At 72.7% G+C, this 13215-nt stretch carries 12 protein-coding genes; 4 read left to right on the forward strand and 8 right to left on the reverse strand.

The window, feature by feature from the left end:
- Positions 1-76: 76 nt before the first annotated feature.
- Positions 77-949, reverse strand: a complete 873-nt coding sequence (locus tag OHB09_RS02710; RefSeq protein WP_328921555.1) for an SDR family oxidoreductase — start codon at positions 947-949, stop codon at positions 77-79.
- Positions 950-1117: 168 nt separating this feature from the next.
- Positions 1118-1771 (reverse strand): hypothetical protein, encoded by a 654-nt coding sequence (locus tag OHB09_RS02715; protein WP_328921556.1) that lies wholly within the window; start codon positions 1769-1771, stop codon positions 1118-1120.
- 307 nt (positions 1772-2078) lie between these two features.
- On the opposite strand from OHB09_RS02715, the gene OHB09_RS02720 reads away from it, so the two are divergent.
- Positions 2079-4124 (forward strand): SpoIIE family protein phosphatase, encoded by a 2046-nt coding sequence (locus OHB09_RS02720; protein ID WP_328921557.1) that lies wholly within the window; start codon positions 2079-2081, stop codon positions 4122-4124.
- Positions 4125-4178: 54 nt separating this feature from the next.
- Here the strand turns inward: OHB09_RS02720 and OHB09_RS02725 are convergent, their stop codons facing one another.
- The 3 genes from OHB09_RS02725 to OHB09_RS02735 form a co-directional block, all read right to left on the reverse strand.
- Positions 4179-5381 (reverse strand): beta-1,3-glucanase family protein, encoded by a 1203-nt coding sequence (locus OHB09_RS02725; protein WP_328921558.1) that lies wholly within the window; start codon positions 5379-5381, stop codon positions 4179-4181.
- A gap of 106 nt (positions 5382-5487) precedes the next feature.
- Positions 5488-6777, reverse strand: coding sequence for a family 16 glycosylhydrolase (locus OHB09_RS02730; protein ID WP_328921559.1), 1290 nt, complete (start codon positions 6775-6777; stop codon positions 5488-5490).
- A gap of 387 nt (positions 6778-7164) precedes the next feature.
- On the reverse strand, positions 7165-7866 hold the full coding sequence (locus tag OHB09_RS02735) for a TetR/AcrR family transcriptional regulator (RefSeq protein ID WP_191854654.1): 702 nt from the start codon (positions 7864-7866) through the stop codon (positions 7165-7167).
- A gap of 186 nt (positions 7867-8052) precedes the next feature.
- On the opposite strand from OHB09_RS02735, the gene OHB09_RS02740 reads away from it, so the two are divergent.
- Positions 8053-9270 (forward strand): saccharopine dehydrogenase family protein, encoded by a 1218-nt coding sequence (locus OHB09_RS02740; protein WP_191854655.1) that lies wholly within the window; start codon positions 8053-8055, stop codon positions 9268-9270.
- An 84-nt stretch (positions 9271-9354) separates the two neighbouring features.
- Here OHB09_RS02740 and OHB09_RS02745 read toward each other — a convergent pair whose 3' ends face one another.
- Entirely contained in the window at positions 9355-9633 is a 279-nt protein-coding gene (locus OHB09_RS02745; protein WP_040895330.1) for a GlsB/YeaQ/YmgE family stress response membrane protein, read from the reverse strand.
- Positions 9634-9918: 285 nt separating this feature from the next.
- Positions 9919-10458, reverse strand: a complete 540-nt coding sequence (locus OHB09_RS02750; protein ID WP_191854656.1) for a hypothetical protein — start codon at positions 10456-10458, stop codon at positions 9919-9921.
- 314 nt (positions 10459-10772) lie between these two features.
- On the opposite strand from OHB09_RS02750, the gene OHB09_RS02755 reads away from it, so the two are divergent.
- Positions 10773-11003, forward strand: a complete 231-nt coding sequence (locus tag OHB09_RS02755) for a DUF397 domain-containing protein (protein ID WP_006140380.1) — start codon at positions 10773-10775, stop codon at positions 11001-11003.
- 224 nt (positions 11004-11227) lie between these two features.
- Complete coding sequence (locus OHB09_RS02760; protein ID WP_006140379.1) at positions 11228-12145, forward strand: helix-turn-helix domain-containing protein; 918 nt, start codon at positions 11228-11230, stop codon at positions 12143-12145.
- A gap of 108 nt (positions 12146-12253) precedes the next feature.
- On the opposite strand, the gene OHB09_RS02765 is transcribed toward OHB09_RS02760, so the two are convergent.
- Positions 12254-13072: an SAM-dependent methyltransferase gene (locus OHB09_RS02765; RefSeq protein ID WP_167795272.1), complete on the reverse strand. Its 819-nt coding sequence runs from the start codon at positions 13070-13072 to the stop codon at positions 12254-12256.
- Between the last annotated feature and the right edge of the window lie 143 nt (positions 13073-13215).

Consider the following 13215-nt stretch of genomic DNA (forward strand, 5'->3'; position numbering starts at 1 on the left):
TGGCACACGGTGGTCCGGGACCGGGTTCCCGCGCGGCCGCCCTTGAACCGTGCGCGGCGGGCGGCGGCCCGCGCGCTCACTCGGTGGCGGCGCGGTCGGCGCGGCCCCCGGCGCCCAGCGGCCCGGTGGGGCTCATGTCCTCCCGGGCGGCCGACCGGGGAAGTTGCCGTCGCGTGGCGCGGAGCACGACCGGTGGCACCGCCGCGCGCACCACCTGCACCGCGCGCAGCCACCTCGGTACGTACACGGCGGTGCGCCTGCGCTCGACGGCGTCGGCCAGGCGGACGGCGACCCGGGGCACCGGCGAGATCCGGTGGGCGGGCGGCGGCATCCGGCCGCGCAGTTCGTGCAGGGCGGCGTGCCGCTCACCGTCCCGGATCATGTCGGTGTCGGTCCAGCCGAGGTAGGCGATGCCCACCGCGACGCCGTGGTGGGCGAGTTCGGCGCGCAGGGAGTGGGTGAGGGCCTCGACGCCGGCCTTGGAGGAGCAGTAGGCGCTCATCATCGGGGCGGCGCCGATCGAGGCCAGTGAGCCGATCTGGAGGTGGTAGCCGGCCGTGCGCACCAGGTCCGGGAGGAACACGTGGGCGGTCTGGGCGCTGCCGGTGAGGTTGACGTCGATGATGCGCCGCCACTGGGCGGGGTCGCTGTCGAGGAAGGCTCCGGCCTCGGCGACGGCGGCGTTGGCGACGACGGCCGAGGGCGGGCCGAGGCGGCGCCGGATCTCCTCGGCCGCCGCCTCCAGGGACGTGAGGTCGGTGACGTCCGTCTCCCGGGCGAGGGCGGGGGTGGGCAGTTCGGCGGCCAGCCGCTCCAGTGCCGCGCCCTCGTGTCCGAGGAGTGCGAGGCGCGCGCCGCGGCGGGCGAGCTCGCGGGCGAGCTCCGCGCCGATGCCGCGAGCGGCGCCGGTCACCACGACCGTGCGGTCGATGAGTGGGCTGAGGGCCACGATGCCTCCCGGAGAACCGATGTCGTCGGCCCTCCGGGTGTCCGGGTACGGCTCGGGATAACCGGGGCGGGGGCGGGCGCGCTCGGTGGGCGGGGTGGGGAACGCACGCCTCTCCCCCGTTCCGGCGCCTCCCCCGGCCGGTTTCGGGCCGGCGTGGCGGTGCCCGTCTCAGGTGCGGCGTACGCCCCGCTGCGGCACCCCGGCCGCCGGCGCGGTGAAGCCGCCGGGGACCGGCGCGGCGGCACGGCCGGTGCCCCCCGGCGTCCCGTTCCCCGCCGGGGCGGGCCGCGGTGCGTCCGGCTGCCGGCGCCCTCCGGACGGGTCGGTGCCGGGTCCGGACGTCACGAGCGGCTCGGTCCCGGGGCGCGGGGAGGCCTGCGGCCGTGCCGCCCGCCCCGGCGCCACCGGCGGCTTCGCCGTGTCCCTGGGGGCCGCGCGGCCGACCACACGCGCGTGGGTCATCAGGGGGGCGCAGCGTTCGCACACCTCCGCCAGCGTCCAGACGCGTCCCACCGCGGGGTTGTGCCGCAGGACCAGCAGTACGGTGCCGCCGCACAGGACCTTCGTGCCCTGGTGGGCGGAGCACTGCTGCACCCGGCACTGGCAGGACGCGTCGCCGCGCACCGTGGCCGCCTTGGCGTGGGCGGCCGCGTGGGCCTCGGCGAACCGGCGCAGCGCGGCGACGTCCCGCGAGCGGGCCGGCATCCGGCAGGCGGCGCTGCAGACGACGGAGGCGGAACGGTCGCTGTGACCGGTGACCCGGACCGTCCAGATCCGTCCGGGACGGCGGGCTGCGGGAACCTCGGGATGTGCGAGTGCCACGGGCGGGATTCCTTCGTGAATGGGGGGCTGCTGCCGTGTGAGGGCGGCGCTCCGGTGCGGGCGCACAGATATCCCTACCCGCCCGGACGCCCGTTCCCGCCTCCCGACCCGCCGCGCTGTCGCCCGCCTCGCCCCGGAGGGTGAGCACCGCGTCCCACGGACCCCGCGCTTCACACCCGCAACGCGTCCTCGTGAGGCGATCCGGACCTTCCCCGGTGTTGCCCTCGCGGTCGTACTGTGACGTAATCGGATGACCCGCACGGGAGATCTTGGCGGTGCCGTGGCCGCGCCGGAAGGAGCGGCGGAGATGCGCGTACATCCGGACTCGTCAGGCGACGAGATGCCCGCGGCGCCGGGCGCGCTGCTCGACCTGCTGCGGGTCGCGGCCGTGGTCCTGGACGGTGAGGGGTGGATCGTCCTGTGGAGCCCGGAGGCCGAACGCCTCCTCGGGCACACGGCGGAGGAGGCCCTGGGGCAGCGCGCCGACCACTTCCTGGTGTCCTCCACGCAGCGGGACCACGGCCGTGAGCTGTTCGCGCAGGTCCGCGCGGGTGAGCACTGGGCGGGGGTGTTCCCGCTGCGTCACAAGGACGGCAGCGAGCGCCCGGTGGAGTTCCGCACCATGCGGCTGCACGACAGCCGGGGCGAGGTCCACATGCTGGGCCTGGCGACCGACGCCCGCACCGTGCGGAGGGTGGAGCGGGACCTGGCGCTGTCCCACATCCTCATCGCCCAGACGCCCGTCGGCATCGGCGTGTTCGACACCCGGCTGCGCTGGGTCGGCGTCAATCCGGCGCTCGAACGGATCAACGGGCTGCCGGAGTCGGCGGTGGTGGGCCGCAGGATCGGCGAGGTGCTGCCGGAGCTGGACTCACGGGTCATCGAGGAGCGGATGCGGCGCGTGCTGGAGACGGGCCGGCCGCTCCTGGACCAGCAGACGGTCGGGGCGACGGCGGCCGGTTCCGGGCAGCGGGCGTTCTCCGAGTCGTACCACCGCATCGAGGACGCGCGCGGGCGGGTGCTGGGGCTGGCCATGGCCATCATCGACGTCACCGAGCGCGAGAGGGCGGCGGCCGAGGTGGTGCGGGCGCGGGAGCAGCTCTCGGTGATCGCGGACGCGGGCGCGCGGATCGGCAGCACGCTGGACCTGTGGCAGACGGCGCGCGAGCTGGCCGACGTGACGGTGCCGCACCTCGCGGACCTGGCCGCCGTGGACCTGCTGGAGTCGGTGGTCGCGCACGGCATGGTCGCGCCCGTCATGGCGGACACCCACGTCGAGTTCCGGGCGCTGGCGGTCGCCTCCGGGTATCCCACCGACGCCATCCGGGCCGCCGACCCGGTCGGGCAGCTCGCCGTCTACAGTCCCTCGCGGCTGATCACCCAGTGCGTGCGGGAGGCGGAGCCGTGCCGGGTCGAGCACGTCGACGCGGCGACGATGCGGCGCATCGCCCGGGACACGCACGCCGCGAAGGTCCTGCGCGAGGCCGGGGTGCACAGCTATCTGGCGGTGCCGCTGCGGGCGCGGGGCGAGGTGCTGGGCACGCTCAGTCTGCTGCGGACGCGCAACGAGCGGCCCTTCGACGACAGCGACCAGGTCCTCGCCTGCGAACTCGCCACCCGCGCCGCGATGTGCATCGACAACGCGCGGCTGTACGGGCGGGAGCGGACCGCCGCGCTCACCCTGCAGCGCAGCCTGCTGCCGAGCGCGCCCGCCCGGCACGAGGGCCTCGACATCGCGGCGCGCTATCTGCCGGCGCTGAGCGAGGTCGGCGGCGACTGGTACGACGTGCTGCCGCTGGGGCCGGGCCGGACCGCGCTCGTGGTGGGCGACGTGATGGGCAAGGGGGTCCAGGCGGCGGCCATCATGGGGCAGTTGAGCACGGCCACCCGGGCGCTGGCCCGCCTGGACCTGCCGCCCGCGGAACTGCTCCGCCATCTCGACGACATCACGGACTCACTCGGCGACACCATCGCCACCTGTCTGTACGCGGTCTGCGACCTGCGCCGGGGCCGGTGCGTGCTGTCCAGCGCCGGCCATCTGCCGCCGGTGCTGCTGCGCCCCGACGGGGAGGCGGAGCTGGTCGAGGTGCCGCCGGGGGTGCCGCTCGGCGTCGGCGGCGCCGACTTCGGCACCGTGGAGGTCGACCTGACGCCGGGCACCCTGCTCGCGCTCTACACCGACGGGCTGGTCGAGAACCGGGGCGAGCCCATCGACGCGGGCCTGACGAACCTGACCCGGCTGCTGCGGGGCTCCCGGCTGCCCCTGGAGCGGATGGGGGACATGCTGCTGAGGACGCTGCGCCCCGAGCCGGACGACGACGTCGCCCTGGTGCTGGTGCGCACACGCGCGTGAGGGGCCCGGCACGACTCGGACCCCTCACCCCCGACCGATCCCCGACGGCGGCCTTTACAGGCCGGTCAGGGTCAGCCGGATCCCGGTGGGCGCGGTGTCCTGGATGTACGAGGCGAAGTCGGCGACGTCGTCGAAGGCGAAGCCGTACGCCTTGCCGTCCTCGGTGGCCGCGTGGACCGCCTTGGCGTAGTGGTTGGTCAGGTCGCCCCGGTAGAAGTCGGCCGCGCTCGTCGTCGGCTGGGCGGCGGTGCCGACCAGCGTCGAGCGGTTGAAGGCGGCGCCGAGGACGGCGGCCACCGGGCCGGTGGTGCCGTCGTTGGGGGCGGCCAGGGCTCCGTCGCAGAAGAGCACGTCGCGCGTGGAGGGCTTGGCGAAGGAGACGGAGGCGGGCCCGCCGAAGGTGAGCTGCTCACCGCGCACCCGGCCGGTGAAGGTGCCCGCGTTGGTGGTGACCTTCAGGTCCTTGCCGGTGTACAGGCTCCAGGCCTGGTCGATGTAGGGCGCGAAGTAGTCCTTGGCGAACAGGCCCGCGTCCAGGCCGTGGCCCGGGGCGATGATCCGGGTGTCGTCCACGACCAGCTTGGAGAACTCCTCGACCTGCTTGACGGCGGCGAACGCGGCGGCCCGCCCGCCGCTGCGCACGGTGCCGGTCGTCTGGTCCTTGTCGCCGGTGAGCCGGATGCTCATCGGGACGCTGAACATGTCGACCATGGTGGTGTTGCAGAACATGCCGGAGGCGTTGTAAGTGAACTCGGCGCAGTCGTGCAGCACCTTGTAGTTGGGGTCGGAGGTGACCCACCCGGCCGGGTACTGCAGGGCGGCGTTGCCGTTGCCGTCGGCGACCGCCTTGAACTTCAACTTCTCGCCGAGCGCGACGTAGATGCGGCCGGACATGTACGGCAGGGACAGCTTGGTCTCGCCGCCGCTCGCCAGCGAGAGGGCGTAGTCGGTGAAGCCGTCCGCGCCGTTGTCGGAGAGCGAGATGGGGGCGAGCGTGCCGTCCGGGGTGACGCGGACCTGCTTCCCGTCCTGGTTGCCGACGATGTAGACGTGCACGCTGGCGTTGGCGTACTCGCCGGTGTTGTTGACGATCGTCAGCGGCAGCGCGCCGCCCGCGGTGGTCTTCGCCTTGCCGTCGGCGGGCCCGGCCAGGGCGTACGGGGCAACGGCGGCGATGGCCGGGATGCCGACGGCGGCGCCGCCGAGACCGAACAGGACCTTGCGGCGGGTGAGGTTGCGCTGGTGACGGGGGCTCATGTGCGGTGCTCCTCGGTGCGGGTGGGGGTGGGGGGAGGTGCGTGGGGGTGCCTGCGGGGTGGGGACGGTGCCTCGGCCTGCGGCCGGTGGTGGGCCTTCTCGCCGGTCAGACGAGGGTCCACTTCTGGTTGGCGGTGCCGGAGCAGGTCCAGATCTGCAGCCGGGTGCCGTCGGCGGCGGAATTGCCCGTGGCGTCCAGGCACTTGTCGGAGCCCACGTTGGTGAGGTCCTTGGCGGAGGTGTACGTCCACTGCTGGGCCTTGGTGCCGTTGCAGGTGTAGAGCTGCACGGGGGTGCCGACGGCGGTGCCACCGCCGCGCACGTCCAGGCACTTGCCCAGGGCGCGGACGGTGCCGTCGCCGGCGAGGGTCCACTTCTGGGCGGCGACGCCGGTGCAGTCGTGGAGCTGGATGGGCGTCTCGTTCGCGGTGGAGGCGCCGGCCACGTCGACGCACATGCCGCCGATGCCCTTGAGCGCGCCGGTCCTCCCGGTCGTCCCGCCGCCGCTGCCGCCGGTGGTGGCGCTGTCGGAGGCGCTGACGTGGACGTAGTCGATCACCATGGTCTGCGGCAGGGAGGTGTTGCCGTCCGGGCTGCCCGGCCAGTCACCGCCGACCGCCAGGTTCAGGATCATGAAGAAGGGGTGGTCGTAGACCCACTTGTTGCCGTTCACGTCGGCCGGGGTGCGGGTCTCGTAGACCTTGCCGTCCACCGACCAGGCGATGCTGTCGGGCTTCCAGTCGACGGCGAAGGTGTGGAAGTCGTCGGCGAAGGCCTTGCCGTCGGGGAGGGTGTAGCCGGCGCCGATGCCGCCCGCGCCGGAGTAGCCGGGGCCGTGGAGGGTGCCGTGGACGGTGCCCGGCTCCTTGCCGACGTTCTCCATGATGTCGATCTCGCCGCTGCCCGGCCATCCGGCGCTGCCCAGGTCGTCGCCGAGCATCCAGAAGGCGGGCCAGATGCCCTGGCCGCGCGGGATCTTGATGCGGGCCTCGAAGTGGCCGTAGGCCTGGGTGAAGGACTTGGCCGTGTTGAGCCGGGCGGAGGTGTACTGGCAGGTGCCGTACCAGCACTGCAGACCGGAGTCGCTGTTCTTGCGGGCGGTGATGACGAGGTGGCCCTCGCCGTCCAGGGACGCGTTGGAGGTGCTGTTCGTGTAGTACTGCAGCTCGTGGTTGCCGTTGCCCGAACCGCCGTTCTCCAGCGTCCACTTGGAGGAGTCGGGTGCGGTCCCGGCGGCGCCGTCGAAGTCGTCGGACCAGGAGGCCGCGGCGGGGGCGGCCTCGGCCCTGTTGGCGCCGGAGGTGGTCGTCATGATGACGAGCGTGGTCACGAGGGCGGCCGCGGTCAGGACGAGGAGTCCTCCGAGCGACCATCGGCGTGCGCGATGAGCAGCCATGGCTGAACACACCTTGTCTTGTGGGGAGTCGGGGAGAGTCGGGGGTGGGACGAGTTGCGCGGGGGTCGGGAACATGGGGTGACTCGGTGCCGGGCGGCAGGCGGCCGGGGGAGCGCGGAACGCGCCCAGGAACTGAGAGCGCTCTCAGCTCGACCGGAAGCCGTCGGCGGGTTTCAGATGCTACGCACGACGGCTGCGGGGGCCAACCTCCTTGCACGGCAAGGAAAACGCGCTGACGTGCGGTTTTGGTGAACGAGGTGAGGAAGCGAGGATCGCTTAACCGGCCTTTAAGACGCGCTTAAGAAGATCCGTTCGGCTTTGCCCGCGAAGCCGGTTCCCTTCCTCGGCACCACCGCGGGTGCCCGGCGGCGAGGGCCGGAACGTCTGTCACCGCCGGGGCAGTTGGGCGGCCGCACTGTTCAGCAGCATGTCCAGGGCCGTCGGGTAGGCGCTGGTCACCATGCGCGTGGCCAGCAGTGGCGCGGCCTCCGCGATGCGCGGGTAGGTCTCGGCCGGCGCGTGCGCGTACGTCGAGCGCCACTTGCCCTCGTCCGCGCGCAGCGCCTCCTCGGGCAGCGCCAGGGAGGCCGCGTCCAGCGCGGCGAAGGCGAGGGTCTGGTCGATGAAGGCGTGGTAGATCCGCACCGTGTCCGGCAGCGGGAAGCCCGCGGTGCGCAGCAGGTCCAGGATCACCTCGTCGGCGGCCAGTTCGTTGGCCCGGCCGGTGACCCGGTTGGCGGTCAGCAGCGCCGCATGCGGGTGGGCGACGTAGGCGGCGTGGATGCGCAGGCCGATGTCGCGCAGGTCCGCCCGCCACTCCCCCGTCGGCCGCCGGCCGCTCAGGGCGTGCCCGATGAGCGCGTCGCCGATGGCGAGGGTCAGCTCGTCCATGCCGCGGAAGTAGCGGTAGAGGGTGCTGGGGTCGCAGTCGAGGGCGATCCCGAGCCGGCGGGCGCTGAGTCCGCCGCTGCCGTGCTCGCGCAGCAGACGCAGCGCGGTCTCGACGATCAGCCGCTCGGAGAGCACCGTGCCGCTCCTGGTGGGCCTGCGCCTGCGGCGCCGCTCCTCGGGAACCACCGGCTTCGCCATGCCCGACCCGCCCTCCGCCTCCCCGCCCCGCCCCGCTTCGGGGAAACCCGCCTCGCCGCGGCCTTATGCCAACACCATTGACCTTAGACCGTCCGGCGGCGTTGTATCGGCCGCACCCCGGGAACGGTTCGGGCCGGAGCGGACGGCCGGACCGGCCGGGCCGGAGAAGAGAGAGGGAGTCCCGTCATGCGTGTACTTCTCGTGGGGGCCGGCGGTGTGGGCACCGCGCTGACCCGGATCGCGGCCCGGCGCGCGTTCTTCGAGACGATGGTGGTGGCCGATCACGACCCCGCCCGGGCCGAGGCGGCCGTCGCCGCGCTCGACGGGGACGACCGCTTCCTGCCCGCCCGGGTGGACGCCGGCGACGAGGCGGCGGTGGCGGCACTGCTGGCCCGGCACCGCTGCGACATGCTCGTCAACGCCACGGACCCGCGCTTCGTGATGCCCCTTTTCCGTGCCGCGCGTGCCGCCGGAACCGGCTACCTCGACATGGCGATGTCCCTCTCCCGTCCGCACCCCGAGCGTCCGTACGAGGAGTGCGGGGTCAAGCTCGGCGACGAGCAGTTCGCGCAGGCCGAGGAGTGGGCCCGGGCGGGCGCCACGGCGCTGGTCGGCATGGGCGTCGAGCCGGGGCTCTCGGACGTGTTCGCCCGGTACGCCGCCGAGGAGCTCTTCGACGAGATCGAGGAGATCGGGGTCCGGGACGGCGCGAACCTCACCGTCGACGGCTACGACTTCGCGCCCTCGTTCAGCATCTGGACCACCATCGAGGAGTGCCTCAACCCGCCGGTGGTCTACGAGGCGGAGCGCGGCTGGTTCACCACGGCCCCGTTCAGCGAGCCGGAGGTGTTCGACTTCCCGGAGGGGATCGGCCCGGTGGAGTGCGTGAACGTCGAGCACGAGGAGGTGCTGCTCGTTCCGCGCTGGGTGGACGCGCGCCGGGTGACCTTCAAGTACGGCCTGGGCGAGGACTTCGTCCGGACGCTGAAGACGCTGCACGCGCTCGGCCTGGACCGCACCGATCCGGTGACCGTGCCGGGTGCCTCGGGTCCGGTGGCGGTCTCGCCCCGGGACGTGGTGGCCGCGTGCCTGCCGGACCCGGCGACGCTGGGCGGGCGGATGCGCGGCAAGACCTGCGCGGGCACCTGGGTGCGCGGCGTCAAGGACGGCGCGGCGCGGGAGGTGTACCTGTACCACGTGGTCGACAACGAGTGGTCGATGGCCGAGTACGGGTCCCAGGCGGTGGTGTGGCAGACGGCCGTGCAGCCGGTCGTCGCCCTGGAACTGCTCGCCACCGGCGCCTGGTCGGGGGCGGGTGTACTGGGCCCTGAGGCCTTTCCGGCCCGACCCTTCCTCGATCTGCTCACGGAGTACGGCTCGCCCTGGGGGCTGCGGGAGCAGTGAGTGCCGGCAGCCCGGCGGTCCGGCCCCACCTCGCGGCGTCGCGGAGCGTGGCCGCGAGGTGGCCGGACGGACAAGCGCCGACGGTCAGGCGTGCCGGTGCGAGCGGCGGTCGCCGGTGAAGAGTCGGTAGAGCACGAGCAGGATCAGCGAGCCGACGATGGCCGCGATCCACGTCGACAGGTCGAAGAAACCGTCGATCGAGTCCACGCCGAAGATGACCTTGCCGAGCCAGCCGCCCAGCAGACCACCGACGATGCCGATGAGCATCGTGACGATGATGCCGCCCGGGTCCTTGCCCGGAAGCAGGAGCTTGGCGATGGCGCCGGCCAGCAGACCGATCAGAATCCACGCGATGATGCCCACGGAGTCCTCCACTCTCGGGATGTGATGTACATGCCGTCGCATGTGCGTTCCTCATCCGTCTGCACCGAGAAGGCCGCCGCAAACCCACCGTTTGACAGACGCGCCGGTTTCCGCGTCCTCCGCGCCCCTCCGTGGGTCCTTCCGCTCCTCCGCCCGTTCGCGTCGTGCCGGCGCCGGGTTCCCGGGGCCCCGTCCCCCATGGGCCACGCGCGGGAACCCGGCGCCGGACTGCTCCGGAGGCCTTCCCCCACGGGGCCTGACCGGAGCCGGAGGGCGCCGCCCGGGTCACATGTGAAGCGTGCGGGCGAGCGCCGAGGCCGCGGTGGCGAGTTCCGGATCGTTCTCGGTGAGCAGCGGGGCGAGGAGGTGCCGGTCGGCCCGGACCGCGCGGCGGGCCTGACGCTCCCAGCCGACCCAGTCCTCGCCCTGGTGGAGCAGTTTCGGATAGGAGCGGGCCGTCAGCTCCCACTGGCGGGCCTCGGCGATGTTCCTGAGCAGGTCGACGACCCCGGCGCGGCAGGCGGCGTGCGGAAGCCGGGCGATCTCCCAGAGGAAGGGCACCGTGGGCGCGGTGGCCTGTTCCACGACGAAGCCGTACTGGCAGATCCGCTCGCGCAGTTCGGCCAGGGCGGTGCGGGCGACCGCCTCCTCGCCCCAGGCCAGCAGGTTCAGCAGGGACGGGACGGCCGCCGCGGAGCCCCGGGAGTCACGCATCCGGCCCCAGGGCACCCGCGAGAGGTTTCTCAGCGGTGCCGTGACGTCCGCCGCGGCCGGTGTCGCCGGCCGGTGCTCCGTTCCGGTCTGCTCGGTTGTAGCGGCACTCATGATGTCGGGCCCTTCCACGGCGCTCACGTCGGTTGTGCGGCGAAGCCGGCTGTACGCGCAGGTCGTGAGTCTGCGGTGCCCGCGGTCCCACTCCGCCACGACACGGCACTTGCCTGATGTCACGTCAGTTCACGCCGCCGGGGCGGGGGTTGACGCCGCTGCTATTATCCATGCCACAAGCGAGTCCGTGCAATTGCACGGGAAATTTCATGGAAGTTGGCCGGATGCGGACCCCGCCGCCCGGCCGGCGTCCGCCACGGGCCGGCGCCCGCGTGCGATCCACTGAACGACGGAACATCAGCAAGGAGACTGCGGTGCCCCACGTAGCCAATGGAGTGCAGGCAAGCTCATTGGACGCCCGGTGGATCAAGAGCCGGCACAGCAACGCGGAGGGCAACTGCGTCGAAGTGGCCGCCCTGACCGGCGGCGGCGTCGCGATGCGCAATTCCCGCGACCCCCACGGACCGGCACTGGTCTACACGTCGGCGGAGATCGCCGCCTTCCTGGCCGGCGCCAAGGACGGGGAGTTCGACCACCTGCTGTGAGACACCGCCCCGGGCCGGCAGGACGGCTCCCGGCGGAACGGGGCGACAAGGCACGGGGCGACAAGGCACGGGAGGACGCGGACGGCAACTCCCGGACCCGAGGGCTCACTTGGGAGAGCGCCGAAACGGAGCGGAGGTCTGCCACTTCCGGCGACCTCCGCTACCGGCACACCTCGGGATGCGATAATGCAGTCTCGTTCTCTGCCGGTCGACTGGGAGCCAGGATGTCCTCCACGCAGCACCGCGTCTCCCGCCTGGAGACGTATCTCGACCGGACCGAGCCCGCGCCGACCCTGCTGAAGATGCTGGTCGGCGTGCAGCTCGCCGGGTTCCGCGAGGACGCCGAACTCTCCCAGGAGCAGGCGGCGCGCGCCCTGGGGTTCAGCCCCGCCAAGCTCTCCCGCATCGAGGCCGGCAAGGGCCGCCGTCCTCCCGTCGAGGCGGACGTGCGCGCGCTGCTCGACCTGTACAAGGTCGACGAGTACGAGGCCTCGGTCCTGCTGAAGCTGCTCCGGCGCGCGGGCGAACCGGGCTGGTGGCAGCGGTACGACAAGCGGCTGATGCCCGAGTGGTTCGACCGGCTGGTCGGGCTCCAGGAGGCGGCCGCCGCCATCCGTACCTTCGAGATCCAGTACGTGCCGGGACTGCTGCAGACGCCCGCCTACACCCGCGCGATCGTCGAGCGCGGACTGCCGACCGCGTCGGCGACCGAGGTGGAGCGCCGGGTGGAGCTGCGGACGCGCCGCAAACGGCTGCTGGAGCGCCCGGACGCCCCGCAGTTCTGGGCGGTTCTCGACGAGTCCGTCGTGCTCCGCGTCCTGGGCAGCAGGGAGATCATGCGGGAGCAGTTGCTCCACCTGATCGACATGGCCGAGCGGCCCCATGTGACCGTGCAGATCATCCCGCTGGACGTGACCCGGGCCTCCGCGCCGGCCATCCCCGTGACGTACCTCCGCTTCGGCGGCTCACACCTGCCGGACGTCGTCTACCTCGAGCACATCAGGAGCGCCAACTACCTCGAGGACCGGGACGAGACGGAGGAGTACCGGCTGGCGCTGGACCGGCTGGCCGACGAGGCACTCGACCCCCGGGAGTCCCTGCGGCTGCTGCGCGAGACGGTCGCGAGCCGGTATCCAGCGTAGTAAGGGGGCCGGTCCCGCGCGGGACCGGCTCTCGCTCCGAAGGACCACGAAGGCCACGAAGGCCACGAAGGTTTCAGAGGCCGTATGAGCAGGCGGAACCCGGTCGGATCAGGGGACCCGGGCCACGCCGCCGAACTCGATCCACTCCTGTGTCTGCTGCCGGGGCGCCACCTCGGTGTCCGGCCGCCAGGTGGAGACCTCCACCAGACCGGGCGGGAGGATCTCCAGTCCCTCGAACAGCTCCGCCACGTCCTGCTCCCGGCGCACCCGGCCCCAGTTGCCCTGCGTGGTGGTGTCCATGAAGTCGGTGACGAAGTCCCGCACCTCGGGGTCCTCGCTGACCAGCTGGCACATGACCATCAGGCTGCCCGGCGCGAGCCGCTCCCGCACCCGCCGGACGAGGGCGAGCGGGCCGTCGGTCTCGCTGTCCGGTATGCAGTGCATGACCGAGACGAACAGCACACCGACCGGCTCGGAGAAGTCGATCAGCCGCTGGGTGTCCGGGTGGGAGAAGATCCCCTCGGTGTCCCTCATGTCCGCCTGGATCACGGCCGTGCGGTCGTTCTGGTCGAGCAGGGCCCGGCCGTGCACCAGCACCATCGGGTCGTTGTCGACGTACACCACCCGGGACTCCGGGTCGATGCTCTGGGCGACCTGGTGCACGTTGTCCTGGGTCGGCAGGCCGGACCCGTGGTCCAGGAACTGCCGGATGCCGTAGTCCTCGGCCAGTACCCGGACGACACGCTGCAGGAAGCGACGGTTGTTGATCGCCAGCACCCGTGTGCTCGGCACGACCCTGTCGAGTTCCTCGACCGCCGCGCGGTCGGCCGCGTAGTTGTCCTTGCCGCCGAGGTAGTAGTCGTACATTCGCGCGGCCGTGGGCACCGTCGCGTCGATCTCCCTGGACAACTCCCTACCAGGCTGCATTCGTTCCCCCATGATCCGTGCCGCGTCAGCCCTCAGCAGGATCAGACAGTACAGCCTCCCGAGCCGTCGTTCGACGGTTCCGCGAGGATCGGTTCCGGCCCGTGGCCCCGGCGTGCGCCCGGGGTGCGCCGGGGACGCGCGCG

The organism is Streptomyces griseoaurantiacus (assembly GCF_036189845.1).
GTDB classification, from domain to species: Bacteria; Actinomycetota; Actinomycetes; order Streptomycetales; family Streptomycetaceae; genus Streptomyces; species Streptomyces griseoaurantiacus.

Excerpts from the sequence above, each read along its gene's own strand:
- OHB09_RS02720 (WP_328921557.1), top strand. The coding sequence starts at position 2,079 with ATGCGCGTACATCCGGACTCGTCAGGCGACGAGATGCCCGCGGCGCCG.
- OHB09_RS02725 (WP_328921558.1), bottom strand. The coding sequence starts at position 5,381 with ATGAGCCCCCGTCACCAGCGCAACCTCACCCGCCGCAAGGTCCTGTTC.
- OHB09_RS02730 (WP_328921559.1), bottom strand. The coding sequence starts at position 6,777 with ATGGCTGCTCATCGCGCACGCCGATGGTCGCTCGGAGGACTCCTCGTC.
- OHB09_RS02735 (WP_191854654.1), bottom strand. The coding sequence starts at position 7,866 with ATGGCGAAGCCGGTGGTTCCCGAGGAGCGGCGCCGCAGGCGCAGGCCC.
- OHB09_RS02740 (WP_191854655.1), top strand. The coding sequence starts at position 8,053 with ATGCGTGTACTTCTCGTGGGGGCCGGCGGTGTGGGCACCGCGCTGACC.
- OHB09_RS02750 (WP_191854656.1), bottom strand. The coding sequence starts at position 10,458 with ATGAGTGCCGCTACAACCGAGCAGACCGGAACGGAGCACCGGCCGGCG.
- OHB09_RS02760 (WP_006140379.1), top strand. The coding sequence starts at position 11,228 with ATGTCCTCCACGCAGCACCGCGTCTCCCGCCTGGAGACGTATCTCGAC.
- OHB09_RS02765 (WP_167795272.1), bottom strand. The coding sequence starts at position 13,072 with ATGCAGCCTGGTAGGGAGTTGTCCAGGGAGATCGACGCGACGGTGCCC.